This is a genomic window from Thermoanaerobacterium aotearoense (assembly GCF_009905255.1).
Taxonomy (GTDB): domain Bacteria; phylum Bacillota; class Thermoanaerobacteria; order Thermoanaerobacterales; family Thermoanaerobacteraceae; genus Thermoanaerobacterium; species Thermoanaerobacterium aotearoense.
Window position 1 is genome coordinate 711785 of sequence record NZ_CP047602.1, and the last position, 13411, is coordinate 725195.

Consider the following 13411-nt stretch of genomic DNA (forward strand, 5'->3'; position numbering starts at 1 on the left):
TGCATATCTGGCAGTACATGTATTCCTTAAGTCATATAATCTTATGTTGGGCAAATTTTCTTTTTTGAGAAGTTCTTTAGAATATCGTGATACATTTTTTCTTCTGATGGACTAACGTTCTGTACGGCAAATATATCATCTTAATAGAAAGATTCCATTAAGTGGAAATGTCAAATATAAATAAAGTAAAGGCTAAAAAATTATCTAATAAGGTGTGCTTTAGATTTAGGCATTTTTTATTTTGAACTGGGTGTTATACAAATCTTTGTAGATGCCTCCTTTTTTTAAAAGTTCTTCGTGGCTTCCTTTTTCAACTATTTCACCATTTACTACAACAAATATTACGTCTGCAGCAATTATGGTGGATAGACGATGGGCGATGACTAAGCTGGTTCTGGATTTTAAAAGAGGTTCTAATGCCTTTTGTATATAAAACTCAGAATTGGAGTCGAGTGCTGATGTAGCTTCATCAAATATTATAATCTTGGGATCTTTTAGTAATGTCCTGGCAATGGATATGCGTTGTTTTTCACCGCCAGATAATTTTATACCTCTATCGCCTACTATTGTATCGTAGCCGTTAGGAAGAGATTCGATAAAATCGTGAATATACGCTGCTTTGCACGCACTTATTATTTCCTCATCTGTGGCATTTTGGCGTGCAAAAAGCAGATTTTCTTTTATAGTTGTATTAAAAAGGTATGTATCTTGTGTAACCATTCCTATATGGCTTCTTAGAGAACTAAGTGAGATATCTCTTACATCTATTCCATCCAAAAAGATTCCTCCCATTTTCACATCATAAAGTCTGGGAAGAAGATAAGTAATGGTAGTTTTTCCAGCTCCGCTTGGCCCAACTAAAGCTGCCATTTGACCAGGCTTTATTTCGAAGTTGATATCTTTAAGAGTATCGTGGAAACCATCATAAGAAAAATAGACATGTTTGAATTTGATGTTACCTTTTACACTGTTAACAACGATTGAATTTTCTTTTTCATAAATCTCGCTTTTTAAATCTAAATATTGAAAAATGCGTTCGAACAATGCTAATGATCTAATAATATCTACGTGTATATTTGAAAATGTACTTACTGGACCGTATAGTCTTGATACCAGCGATACAAACATGACTATTCCGCCTATTGTAATAGTATTATATCTTATAAGTATTATCCCTCCAACCAAATATATAAGCATTGGCCCTATTGCAATAAAAGTTTGTATTGTCATAAAAAACCATCTGCCAATGATCGTCGCCCTTATTTGAAGTTGTGTCACTTCATTATTTACTTTTTCAAATTCTCTATATTTTTCTTTTTCTTTTGTAAAGAGCTTAATAAGAAACATACCGCTTATATTTAAAGTTTCAGTTATTATGTTTGTCAATTCTGCAAGTTTCGATTGGGTTTTAAGTGCTATTTCCCAGCGCTTTTTGCCAACCTTTCTTGTAGGTATTACAAACAAAGGCAATGTCAGAAGGCTGACGATGGCAAGCATCCAATTTGTGTAGAACAAAGTTGCTGCAGTTGTTAGAAAGACAAATATACCAGATAAAAGTTGAATAAACGTGTTTGAAAATACACTTTCTATTCCTCCAATATCATTATTGATTCTGGAGGTTATTTCACCTGTTTTTGCATTAGAAAAAAAGCTTATAGACATGTGCTCTAAATGATTGTACATGATGGATCTTAGGTCTCTGATTATGCTTTTTGAGACAATGCTGTTTAAATATGATTGTCTAACAGCAATAATATTAAGCAGTAATGTTGTTGCAAATGACAAAAAAATATATGTAACTAAAAGCTTCAAATTTTTCTGTGGCAGCGCAATATCTATTACGTTTTTGGTTAGTATAGATGGAACTACGCCTAATATGGATGTGGAAATAACAGTCATAAACAATACTATCATTAGTTTCCAATACGGCATAAAATACTTTAGTATGCGCAAAATGAATGATTTTGTGATGTGAGGTTTTTCATCAGTTTCTCTGTAAAATCTTTTACCACGATATCCCATTGACTGCATTTAAATCATTCTTTCATTAATAGAAATCACGAGTAAATTATATCAAAACTATTGTTAATATGTCAAAAATGTTTTCCTTAAGGAAATCATGAAGCATATCATCATATTGTGACGATGAAGTTCCCATTGTATACAAGCAGAAAGAAAATAAACTTAATTACTACGCTTATTGTGATATAATAATGAAGGGAATTTGAAAAAGAGAGAGGAAGATATTTTTGACGTTAGAATACATTTTATCATTATGCGTTATAGGTTTTACTGCCGCGTTTATTGATTCTATAGCAGGCGGTGGCGGCATAATAAGCCTTCCCGGGCTTATGGTTTTAGGAGTGCCTCCAGCATATGCTCTTGGCACAAACAAATTTGCATCTACGTGTGCATCTTTTACCAGTTCTATAACTTTCATGAAATATAAAGTGTATGATATAGATTTGTTGAAATACCTTGCTTTTGGGACACTATTTGGAGCAATTTTAGGAGTTAAAGCAGTTTTGCTGTTAGACAGTTCAAAATTAAGAATCATCATAATAATATTGATGATATTTGTGGCAATGTATACACTGTTATCGAAAAATGTTGGAAATGTAAATAAATTCAAAGGAGTAAATAGAAAGGCGGTAATAATAGGCCTTGTTATATCCATCGTATTAGGGTTTTATGATGGTTTTTTTGGACCAGGCACAGGTTCATTTTATATATTTTTGTTTATAATATTATTAGGATATGACTTTAAGCTAAGCGCGGGAAATGGCAAAATACTCAATTTTGTCAGCAATATCACTTCTTTGATACTGTTTGCTGTAAACAGTAAGATAATTTACTCAGCGGCGATCCCTATGGCGATTGCTATGATAGTCGGTGCCAGGTTTGGCACAAAAGTTGCGATAAAAAATGGTGCTAAGCTAATACGACCAATACTTGTATGTGTTGCTATAGCTTATGCGATTAAAATGGTGTTTGACATAGCAAAATGATGTATTGAAATCACCTTCATTGTTTTTAATGATTAGTGAAGTGTGAGAAACCACTATTCTAAGCATTTTGGGTGATGAAGGGATATGGTTCGCAGTCTATTAAGTATAGATTGGGATTATTTTATTCCTTTAAAAAAAGAGTGGTTGAATTCATACACTGAGACACCAAGAAATATAGAGTGGATATGGTATAAAAGGCATTTAGAAAGCTCTTTGAGAGGTATTGACATAGAAAAATCAGTGTCCATATCTTTTAGTTTGGATGATTTTTGGGATAAGATAAGGGAACATTTTATCTTTGCAAAAGACATTGAAGTATACGTGTCTGAGTCTCACATGTTGTCATATCATATAGCTATAAATAATAAATGTGAAGAAGTGTACTCTTTAGATACGCATGCTGATTTAGGATATGGAGGAATTAGTTCAACAAGTTTTAAGTTGAATTGTGCTAATTGGATGGGTAAACTGTTATGTGAAGGTTGGATAAAAAAGGCTAATATAGTATACAGCCATCATACGACTGAAAAGCCAGAAGACTTTAAAGATTTTAATAAACTTTTTCCGGTTAGATATTACAATGATATTGATGAATTGCCTAAGGATATATACACAGCAGCTATACATATATGTAGATCTGGTGCATGGACACCACCTTGGCTTGACGATGAATTTTTTAAGCTTGTAAATAATCTAAACTTGCCTTATAAATTGATAAAACTTTACAAAAGAAAATGGAACATTAGAAAAATGCAGCTTTCAGACTTGCTTTTTTATCTTAATTTTTCATAAAAAGTTTATAATGTGTTTAAATGAAAGGGCTTTAAAAACAAAAAAGGCGCTAATCTATTTCGATTAACGCCTTTTTATGTAAATCTCCATCATAACCTATATAACTTTTGGTGCGGATGAAGGGATTTGAACCCCCACGTCAAAGACACTAGATCCTAAGTCTAGCGCGTCTGCCAATTCCGCCACATCCGCACATAAATCTTTAAGTCAAAAACCTTAACAATGGTATTATAATTAATATTCACTAAAATGTCAATAGCAGATACGGTTTTAAAAGCCTATTTCCATATACAAGTCTTTTCTATACATATTATAATATATATTTTTTGTAACAAAAAAGCTATATCTCCATAATATATAGAAAGAGGGGGGATATAAATGCCTAACAATATAGTTTTTAATCCAGTGGCGGAACAGTTAAAAACTTTGATTCATGGAATGCAAGGCACTACACCAACGCCTCTATTGTTAGATTCGACCACTGGAAAACTTTTGTCAACTGTTGATGGCTCTGTGACTGTAGCAGGCACAGTGACGGCACAAGGAACTTTAACGGTTACTGCATCAAATCTTGATATAAGACCGCTAAGTGGTGCAACTGATTCTGTGACTATTAGCAGTGGTACGGTCACAGTTGCTGGAACAGTGACTGTAACTGCGTCATCATTAGATATAAGACCTCTTACTGCCTCAACTGATTCATTTACACTTGGAAGCAGGACATTCTTGGAAGACTCCACAAGCATTGCAGGTGTAACCGGAACAGGTGTTGTTTTGATGGAGAATACAGGCAACAAATCCATGTATTCTTATTATATAACGAATACAGGCACTAATACTATTTCCATTAAACTCCAGATAAGTCCTACTACTACTGACACCTATTTTGTTGATGACATCAATAGTATTAGTCTGGCAGGCGGATCTATTACAGTCTTGACTGCTGTGAAATTTATGCAGTATACAAGATTGTATTACGACACAGGCGGTGCCGCAGCCACTGCAGAATTTTATTACAACGCTCAGGTTTAACGATGGGGCTTTATGCCCCATATATTTTCGAAAGGAGGATTCAAATGTTAAGCCTGTGCATGATCGTAAAAAATGAAGAGGACAATCTTGAAAGATGCCTTAAAAGTGTTTACGACGTAGTCGATGAAATCATAATCGTGGATACTGGCAGTACTGATAAAACGGTGGAAATAGCGAAAAAATTCGGCGCAACGGTCTTCTATTATAAATGGAATAATGATTTTAGTGCAGCCAGAAATTTTTCATTAGATAAGGCAAAAGGCGATTGGATTTTGCTGATGGATGCTGACGACGAGCTTGATGAAGATGGTAAAAAAATGATAAATGTGCTTTTGAAAGACGATAAAATTGATGCATATTTGTTTGAAACCATAAGCTATGTAGGAGATGAAGAAGGATCGGATGCTCTTTCCAACTTAAATGTAAGGATCATTAAGAATAAAGCTGAGTACAGATTTATTGGGTCCATTCATGAACAGATATTGATTTCAATATTAAATCATGGCGGAAATGTAGCAGAAGTTCCGATAAAAGTTTATCACTACGGCTATTTGCACAAAAATATCAAAGAAAAAGATAAAAGAAACAGGAACATGTCTATACTGAAAAAGGAGCTAAAAAGAGATCCAGACAATCCCTTTCACAATTTCAATATTGGAGCGGAGTACATGGCGTTGGGCGATTATGAGCGCGCGTATAATTACTTTAAGAAGTCTTTTGATTTTTCAAAAAACATTAAAACTGGCTATACGACAAAACTGATTATCAGGATGATCATTTGTTTAAATCAGTTAAATAAGCTTGACGAAGCATTTAGTTTATGCAATGAGTCTATTGAAAAATATCCGAATGTAACTGATGTGGTGTTCTTAAAAGGCATGTTATACCATAGGATTGGTCATTACCAAGAGGCCATAAATTGTTTTAAAAGATGCATAGAGATAGGTGAACCATCTCTTATTGATAGATTTATAGTAGGTGTAGGAGGATTTAAAGCTTACCTTGCCATGGGAGAAGTTTTTATGGATGCAAAAAATTTTGACGATGCCATTGAATGTTTTTTAAATTCATTTAGACTTAACCCAACCAATAAAGCAATACTGTATAAATTATCAAACGCTTATTTCAGCAGATACGATGAGAAGACTGCGATAGAGAAAATTGTTTCGCATTTTGATTTGTCACCTGAAGCGTATACGATTATAAGCGATATATTCTTTTTAAATGGCAAGTATCAGCAATCGCTAAAATTTATAGACATGGCACTAAATTCACTGAAGAATAATATAACGTATTATGTAAAGGGAAGAACATTGATGTATCTACACAGATATGATGAAGCTGCAGAATGTTTTGAAATGGTGGATGGCGGTGAATACACCCTTGATAGTCATATTAATGATATTATTTGCCGCTTGTTGATTGGAAAAAGCATTAAGAATCAAATGTTGTTGTTAAAAAAACGCTTTATAGAGGCTTATAAAGTATTTTTCAAATTGGATCTGTTGCTAAAAAAAGATGTGATATTGCCAATAGGCGTTGAAGACACTGGCACATATACAAATGTTATTTTTATTGTACTCGACAAACTGTTTGAGATTCAGGAATTTGATTTATTTGAAAAATCGTTAAATATGCTTAATATGGTAAATGAGAAAGATGTTTTATTGAGATTGGGAAAGCTTTATTATCGGCATGGAGCGTACAAACTTGCTGAAGAAGAATTGACACGTTCTATGAAGCTATTTGATATAATCGATGAAGAAGGTATGATTATATTAAGCAGTTTGTGTGGGCAAAAGGAAGACAAAATTAGTTGATTGTTTTGATTTTGTTTGTAGGGGTGATGGAATGCCTTCTATAATTATACAGCCATCCACAAAAGATACGTCATTAGAATCGGGTTACCCAAACAGTAATAGGGGAAGTGATCCTACACTTTGGATCGGCAGGTATTACATTGGTTTATCTGGAAAATCGGTGTACAGAGCTCTTATACAATTTGATTTAGGCATGATGCCACAAGGTTCTATTGTGGTTGAAGCTATTTTGAAGCTTTACTTCAATTATGCCACAAATCCATCAATTGCTGCATATATTACACCATTTTTGGTTTTGAATGAATGGGATGAAAATACAGCAACATGGAATAATGGGCCCAATATTGATGAAACAGTATTCGGCTCTACAAAGGCTGTGACTAAGGAGGGCTGGTATGGATTTAATATAACGAATATAGTTAATGGATGGATAAATGGCATTTACAAAAACAACGGGATATTGCTTAAAACTCCAGAAGTGCAAAACTTTGAAACAAAAAGTTTTTATTCTAAAGATGAAACAATAAACATATCTCTAAGGCCAATGTTGCAACTGACTTATATAGAAGGATACCCATTTACGCTAAATGAGAGAAGATTTGTGAAGGCAAAGTCTACCTATACAGTATATGATGATGAAAATTTTACAGATGTGAATGATTGTTCATCATACGATAAGTATACGTACTTTGTTTATAATACAAGTGAAAATGCAGCTATAGTAAAACTTCTCATAAGTCCTGGTGATGATCTGTGGATAGAGGATGGCAATGAAACAATTTTAGATGCCGGAAAAACAGTTGCATTAGTACCTTATTTATTTTCTCAGTATTCAAGGCTATCATATAAAAACAAAGATGCAGGAAAAGGAGCAAACATTACCGTATGGTTTGAGGCACAAGTTTAAAAAATTGCGGCACAAATTAAAAAAATGCATTATAATATTAATAGTATAATATCAAATGAAGAGGGATAGTTTTAAATGAATAAGACAAAGGAAAAGATATTTAATGCGGCCATAGATATAATTTCTCAGAAAGGTTTCTATAAGGCTACAATGGATGAAATTGCAGATAAAGCAGGTGTAGCCAAAGGAACCCTCTATTATCACTTTAATAGCAAAGACGATATATTGATATTCTTGATAGATGAAGGATTGTCGCTTTTAAAGAATCAAATATTGGAGAAGATAAGCCACATGAAAAATTCTGTAGAAAAACTAAGGGAGATAATTGTGGTTCAGTCGAATTTTTTATTTAAGTACAAAGATTTTGTCCTGATATTGCTAAGCCAATTGTGGGGAAAAGAAGATATTCAAAATAGCTTTAGAGAAAAAATATACGATTATTTAAAGATTATTGAGGACATAATTGATGAAGGAATTGAAGAAAAGCTAATAGAAAGATGTGATAAAAAACTACTGTCTTCTGCCTTTTTTGGAATGATAAGCTCTCTTATTATCTTTCAATTTAGAAATAATGACATTATAGACCCGGAACATATAGCAGATAGTGTTATTGAATATACATTTAATGGAATCCATTATAGAGATTAATCTTTATAATGGATTTTTTATTGACTTTTAAAATCAAAGATACTATAATAAGTTAGAACTGACCGGTCAGTATAAAAGTATTGGAGGTGTATTTATGTTAAATGTGATCTTTAACGAGCTCAAGAGATTGGCTCAAAACAGATTTATTAGATTAGCAGTCATAGTGATTATTTTTATGCCACTATTGTACAGTTTTCTTTATTTGTATGCATTTTGGGATCCATATGGCAAGTTAGACAAACTTCCAGTTGCAGTTGTGAATCAGGATAAAAGTGTACTGTACGACGGAAAATATAAAAATTTTGGAGACGACATTGTAAAGGAATTAAAAAATAATCATGATTTTAAATGGAGTTTTGTAAACTACGATGATGGTTTAAATGGTTTAAAAGGCAATAAATATTATTTTATGATAGTGATACCTAAAGACTTTTCTAAAAATATTTTAAGTGTCAACGGCAATACTGTAGAAAAGGCTCATATTCAGTATATGACAAATGACAAAAAGAATTTTCTGGCGACTCAGCTTGGAAACAAGGCCGTAGAAAATTTGACGCAAAAAATATCTGATACGATAAGGAAAAGCTATATAGATACTGTTTTTTCAAACGTTAAAAACATGGGCGATGGTTTAAAACAAGCCTCTTTGGCGGAAAAACAATTATCGGATGGCGCTAAAATGCTAAATGACGGTGTTTCAAAATTAAATGATGGCATTAACAAAGCTTTAGTTGGTACAAATCAATTTAAAGATGGATTGTACAATTTAAGCATTGGGGCAAATAACGCATCTTATGGCGCTTCAAATTTATCAAACGGTGCTCAGATTTTGTCTCAGAAATTAGATGAAGTAGACAAAAACAGCAATTTGATTTTAAATGGAATGAATAACCTAAAAAACGGCTTAAATGGAGTGAAAGAGGGCCTCGATGCAATAAGCAATAGCATAAACCAATTGAAAAGCGGTTCAACTGCTGTGACAAACGGTTATGATCAAATCTACCAGAGTCTATCGTCATTTTTAACAGAATTCGATTCAGTAAGCGATGGATTGAACAGCATTCAAACAAATTTGGACAGCGCTGTTGTTGCATTAAACAATTATGTCGATAAACATCCTGAGGCCATGTCAGATGCGGATTTTAAGACGGCGATTACTGTTGTGTCAGAATCTAATTTAGGATTAAAACAGATAATCAATGGACTTGAAACAAACAAGGCTAAAATGAATGCATTGAATGACTCTCTTAAAAAATTAGACAGTGCTACCAATAATTTAGCAATTGGATATGACAAATTAAATGATGGAGTATCTAAGCTGCAGTCAGTTGCAGCACAAATTATAAATGGTGAAAATAATTTAAGCAATGGAATTTCTCAGTATGCAAATGGAATATCATTGTTAGATCAAAAGATGGGCGACATTACATCTGGGCTTTTAAAACTTAATGATGGACTTAATGCGTTAAAACAAGGTGCTTTTAGTTTATACAATGGCTCTAAAGACTTAAATAATGGGTTGATGACGGTATCTAATGGCAGCAAGCAGATACAATTGAACATGGAGAAACTATACAAAAATCAAGATCTTCTTTACAAAAAGCTTAAGGATGCAACTGACAAAATAGAAGTGATGGGTACCGGTGATGAGAAAAAGAACATGATAAATGAACCTATTATTCTTGATACCAAGAGATTAAATCCAGTAGCAAATTATGGCATAGGATTTACACCCTATTTTATACCTTTATCACTTTGGGTTGGTGCATTGATTTTATTCTTTATAATTGATATTTACGATAAAAACGGCTATAAGGATATTAGCAATGCTTCAATTGTTTTAGGTAAGCTTTTGAGTTTAAGCATTTTAGGCATTTTTCAATCGATAGTTTCTGGTTTTGTGTTGATAGAAGCACTTAAATTGCCTGTAAACAATTTGTTCTACTATTATATTATAAATGCTGTAATGTCTGTGGTTTTTGTGTTTATTATCGGCTTTTTTGTAATGCTTCTTGGCATGGCAGGAAAATTCTTCGCTGTTGTGCTTTTGATGCTGCAGTTGACATCATCTGGTGGCGTATTCCCTATGGAATTAGAGCCGAAATTCTTTAATATTTTAAATCCATTTTTCCCAATGACATATGGCACTCAAGCATTGAGAGAGGCCATTTCAGGCTCTAATATTGGATTGATTGCTCATGATTTATTTATCTTATCATGTTTCGGGGTTTTATTTATGCTTTTGTCAATTTTGTTGTCGGGTAAAGTAGGAGATAAGAATAAAATTGATGAAAAGTTAAATGCGGCAAATTAAATTCACATAAGATTCACACAAATATTTAATAATTTTGAAACAATCAGTGATTATAATTCTTATATAGAGCATTGCGAGATTAGTTTGCTTTGTAGCGGCTCGCCATGCTTTTTGTTTTATACGTTATTGCTTCAATAAATATTTTTTGATGGGGGAATACGCATGAAAATAAGAAAAGCGATAATACCTGCGGCAGGGCTTGGGACAAGGTTTTTGCCTGCAACAAAAGCACAGCCAAAAGAGATGCTGCCAATAGTAGACAAACCTACGATTCAGTATATAGTTGAAGAAGCTGTAAACTCAGGCATAGAAGACATACTCATAATAACCGGAAGAAATAAAAGAGCCATAGAAGACCACTTCGACAAATCAGTGGAATTAGAATTAGAGCTTAAGAAGAAAGGCAAAGAAAATCTTTTAAGCCTCGTTGAAGACATAACAAACATGGTTGACATACATTATATAAGGCAGAAAGAGCCAAAAGGATTGGGACATGCCATCTACTGTGCCAGAACATTTGTAGGCGATGAGCCGTTTGCAGTTTTATTAGGAGATGACATAGTTGATGCAGAAGTACCCGTATTAAAGCAGATGATAGAGCAGTATGAAAGGTACAACTGCTCGATAATAGGCGTGCAAGAGGTGCCAAAGAGCGAAGTAGACAAATACGGCATAGTAGACGCCAACATGATTGATGATAGGCTTTATAGAGTAAACAACTTAATAGAGAAGCCAAGGATAGATGAAGCGCCATCGAACATGGCGATATTGGGAAGGTATATAATATCGCCCAAGATATTTGAGATATTGGAAGATATAAAACCTGGAGCAGGAGGAGAGATACAGCTTACAGATGCCCTTAAAGTGCTATTGGAGTATGAAGCCATATACGCGTATAATTTCGAAGGGAAAAGGTACGACGTAGGAGACAAGATGGGGTACTTGAAGGCAACGATAGAGTACGCCTTAAAGCGAGATGATTTGAAGGATGAATTTAGAAAATATCTTGTAGAGATTGTAAACACTTATGATAATCGCGAAGAAATTTTAGTTCAATCATGATATGGATAAATAAAAAAGTCTTGTGTAAATCTTATAGAGATGTTAAAATAAATAAGTAATTGAATAAGACAGTTCGAAACCATCCTGTCTATAAACAAAACTACGGGCATTGCAAATCAAAAGTTTGCATATATGAGCACAGGTGGGCTGTGCTCTTTTTTCATTATGTTTATGGAAGGATGTGATAACTGGAAATTTTAGGAGGTATAGTGTGAACGGAGGATTTTTAAAAAAGAAGTACAGTCTTACTCAAAAATTGACCATATCTGGATTGGTAATGGCATTGTACCTTGTTGTAATGTACTTTACACAAAATTTCGCTTTTGGCCAGTACCAGATAAGAATAGCAACATCGATTTATGCATTGTCTGCTATTTTCCCATTTTTGATATTGCCGATGGGGTTAAGCAATATGCTTAGCAATATTTTAATGGGAGGCTTAGGGCTTCCTGATATGATTGGAGGCTTTTTCGTAGGCATATTAACGTCGTATGCAGTTTACCTTATTAGAAAGTATCGTCTAAACGATTGGTTTATCTCTATTCCTATAATATTATTTCCAGGCCTTATAGTGCCAATTTGGCTTTCTGTTTTGCTTAAAATACCGTATCACATATTGGCTATAAGCGTTACAGTAGGTCAGATTATACCGGGAATTGTAGGTGTACTGTTAGTCAAACAGTTGAAAAACAAATTATGATGGAGTGTGAGTATCATGCCGAGAGATGAGAAAGAGCTTAACGGATTATCTCAATTAGGGAATAAAGAGACTAAATATATTTTCGATTACGATCCATCTTTGCTTGAGACATTTCCTAATAAACATCAAGAGAATGACTATTTTGTAAAGTTCAATTGTCCTGAATTCACAAGCCTTTGCCCTAAGACTGGACAGCCTGACTTTGCTACAATATACATTTCATATGTTCCAGACAAACTGATGGTTGAAAGTAAATCTCTAAAACTTTATCTTTTTAGCTTTAGAAATCACGGTGATTTTCATGAAGACTGCGTAAATATAATCATGAAAGATTTAATAAAACTGTTGGATCCAAAATACATCGAAGTTTGGGGCAAGTTTACGCCAAGAGGTGGAATATCGATAGATCCATATTGCAACTACGGAAAGCCTGGAACGAAATGGGAAGATGTGGCTCAAAAAAGGCTTTTTTACCACGACATGTATCCTGAAAAAGTGGATAACAGGTGATTTTGTGATATAATATAGATATCAGTTGGCGCTAAAGGAGATGCAATACATGAAAATCGGGATAATAAGCGATACACACGGCGATTATGCATCATGGGAAAAAGCCATTAGCTATCTTCATGATGCTGATTTGATACTGCATGCAGGGGATGTCTTGTATCATGGTCCCAGAAATGATATTCCATCTGGATATAATCCTAAGAAACTTATTGATGCCATAAATGATTGCAAAATACCTATTTTGATTTCGAGGGGAAACTGTGATGCATCTGTAGACCAAATGGTATTGAATGTTCCTATTCAATCGCCTTACGTCTTTGCAATGATTGAAAATAAAAGGTTTTTAGTACAGCACGGTGATCATATAAGTCAAGACGAAATACAGAATTTAATTTTCAGGTACAAGCTTGATTATTTTATTACTGGACATACTCATATTCCGGTGTTGAAGAAACATGACGATTGCATCATTGTAAATCCAGGTTCTACATCATTAAGCAAAAGAGACGATAGAATAAACACTATAAGCATAATTGATGACAATGGCATCTATATTTTAGACATAGATACAGGTAATAAGATAATTGAAATCAAAAATTAAAACCACCTAAATAGGTG

At 33.7% G+C, this 13411-nt stretch carries 12 protein-coding genes and 1 tRNA gene; 11 read left to right on the forward strand and 2 right to left on the reverse strand.

The window, feature by feature from the left end; all coding sequences use genetic code 11:
* Positions 1-225 precede the first annotated feature (225 nt).
* Positions 226-2031, reverse strand: coding sequence for an ABC transporter ATP-binding protein (locus tag GSH73_RS03470; RefSeq protein WP_201739045.1), 1806 nt, complete (start codon positions 2029-2031; stop codon positions 226-228).
* 218 nt (positions 2032-2249) lie between these two features.
* On the opposite strand from GSH73_RS03470, the gene GSH73_RS03475 reads away from it, so the two are divergent.
* A complete protein-coding gene (locus GSH73_RS03475) occupies positions 2250-3008 on the forward strand; it encodes a TSUP family transporter (protein ID WP_014759374.1) in 759 nt (252 codons plus the stop codon).
* An 84-nt stretch (positions 3009-3092) separates the two neighbouring features.
* Positions 3093-3800: a hypothetical protein gene (locus tag GSH73_RS03480; RefSeq protein ID WP_014759373.1), complete on the forward strand. Its 708-nt coding sequence runs from the start codon at positions 3093-3095 to the stop codon at positions 3798-3800.
* Between the two features lie 108 nt (positions 3801-3908).
* On the opposite strand, the gene GSH73_RS03485 is transcribed toward GSH73_RS03480, so the two are convergent.
* Positions 3909-3992 (reverse strand) — tRNA-Leu (locus GSH73_RS03485).
* Between the two features lie 186 nt (positions 3993-4178).
* On the opposite strand from GSH73_RS03485, the gene GSH73_RS03490 reads away from it, so the two are divergent.
* From GSH73_RS03490 to yfcE, 9 genes are all read left to right on the forward strand, one after another.
* Positions 4179-4832 carry a DUF6385 domain-containing protein gene (locus GSH73_RS03490; RefSeq protein WP_014759372.1) on the forward strand — a complete coding sequence of 218 codons (654 nt, stop codon included), beginning with the start codon at positions 4179-4181 and terminating at the stop codon, positions 4830-4832.
* A gap of 44 nt (positions 4833-4876) precedes the next feature.
* The gene (locus GSH73_RS03495) at positions 4877-6652 is read left to right on the forward strand and encodes a TPR domain-containing glycosyltransferase (RefSeq protein WP_014759371.1); all 1776 of its coding nucleotides are present in this window, start codon (positions 4877-4879) and stop codon (positions 6650-6652) included.
* 31 nt (positions 6653-6683) lie between these two features.
* Entirely contained in the window at positions 6684-7559 is an 876-nt protein-coding gene (locus tag GSH73_RS03500; protein ID WP_014759370.1) for a DNRLRE domain-containing protein, read from the forward strand.
* A 75-nt stretch (positions 7560-7634) separates the two neighbouring features.
* Complete coding sequence (locus GSH73_RS03505; RefSeq protein WP_014759369.1) at positions 7635-8207, forward strand: TetR/AcrR family transcriptional regulator; 573 nt, start codon at positions 7635-7637, stop codon at positions 8205-8207.
* Between the two features lie 94 nt (positions 8208-8301).
* Complete coding sequence (locus tag GSH73_RS03510) at positions 8302-10521, forward strand: YhgE/Pip domain-containing protein (RefSeq protein WP_014759368.1); 2220 nt, start codon at positions 8302-8304, stop codon at positions 10519-10521.
* A 162-nt stretch (positions 10522-10683) separates the two neighbouring features.
* Positions 10684-11583, forward strand: coding sequence for a UTP--glucose-1-phosphate uridylyltransferase GalU (gene galU, locus GSH73_RS03515; RefSeq protein WP_014759367.1), 900 nt, complete (start codon positions 10684-10686; stop codon positions 11581-11583).
* A gap of 211 nt (positions 11584-11794) precedes the next feature.
* Positions 11795-12283, forward strand: a complete 489-nt coding sequence (locus GSH73_RS03520) for a QueT transporter family protein (RefSeq protein ID WP_014759366.1) — start codon at positions 11795-11797, stop codon at positions 12281-12283.
* A gap of 15 nt (positions 12284-12298) precedes the next feature.
* Entirely contained in the window at positions 12299-12793 is a 495-nt protein-coding gene (gene queF, locus GSH73_RS03525) for a preQ(1) synthase (RefSeq protein WP_014759365.1), read from the forward strand.
* Between the two features lie 49 nt (positions 12794-12842).
* A complete protein-coding gene (gene yfcE, locus GSH73_RS03530) occupies positions 12843-13394 on the forward strand; it encodes a phosphodiesterase (RefSeq protein WP_014759364.1) in 552 nt (183 codons plus the stop codon).
* Positions 13395-13411 lie beyond the last annotated feature (17 nt).

Excerpts from the sequence above, each read along its gene's own strand:
- GSH73_RS03470 (WP_201739045.1), bottom strand. The coding sequence starts at position 2,031 with ATGCAGTCAATGGGATATCGTGGTAAAAGATTTTACAGAGAAACTGAT.
- GSH73_RS03480 (WP_014759373.1), top strand. The coding sequence starts at position 3,093 with ATGGTTCGCAGTCTATTAAGTATAGATTGGGATTATTTTATTCCTTTA.
- GSH73_RS03490 (WP_014759372.1), top strand. The coding sequence starts at position 4,179 with ATGCCTAACAATATAGTTTTTAATCCAGTGGCGGAACAGTTAAAAACT.
- GSH73_RS03495 (WP_014759371.1), top strand. The coding sequence starts at position 4,877 with ATGTTAAGCCTGTGCATGATCGTAAAAAATGAAGAGGACAATCTTGAA.
- GSH73_RS03500 (WP_014759370.1), top strand. The coding sequence starts at position 6,684 with ATGCCTTCTATAATTATACAGCCATCCACAAAAGATACGTCATTAGAA.
- GSH73_RS03505 (WP_014759369.1), top strand. The coding sequence starts at position 7,635 with ATGAATAAGACAAAGGAAAAGATATTTAATGCGGCCATAGATATAATT.
- GSH73_RS03510 (WP_014759368.1), top strand. The coding sequence starts at position 8,302 with ATGTTAAATGTGATCTTTAACGAGCTCAAGAGATTGGCTCAAAACAGA.
- galU (WP_014759367.1), top strand. The coding sequence starts at position 10,684 with ATGAAAATAAGAAAAGCGATAATACCTGCGGCAGGGCTTGGGACAAGG.
- queF (WP_014759365.1), top strand. The coding sequence starts at position 12,299 with ATGCCGAGAGATGAGAAAGAGCTTAACGGATTATCTCAATTAGGGAAT.
- yfcE (WP_014759364.1), top strand. The coding sequence starts at position 12,843 with ATGAAAATCGGGATAATAAGCGATACACACGGCGATTATGCATCATGG.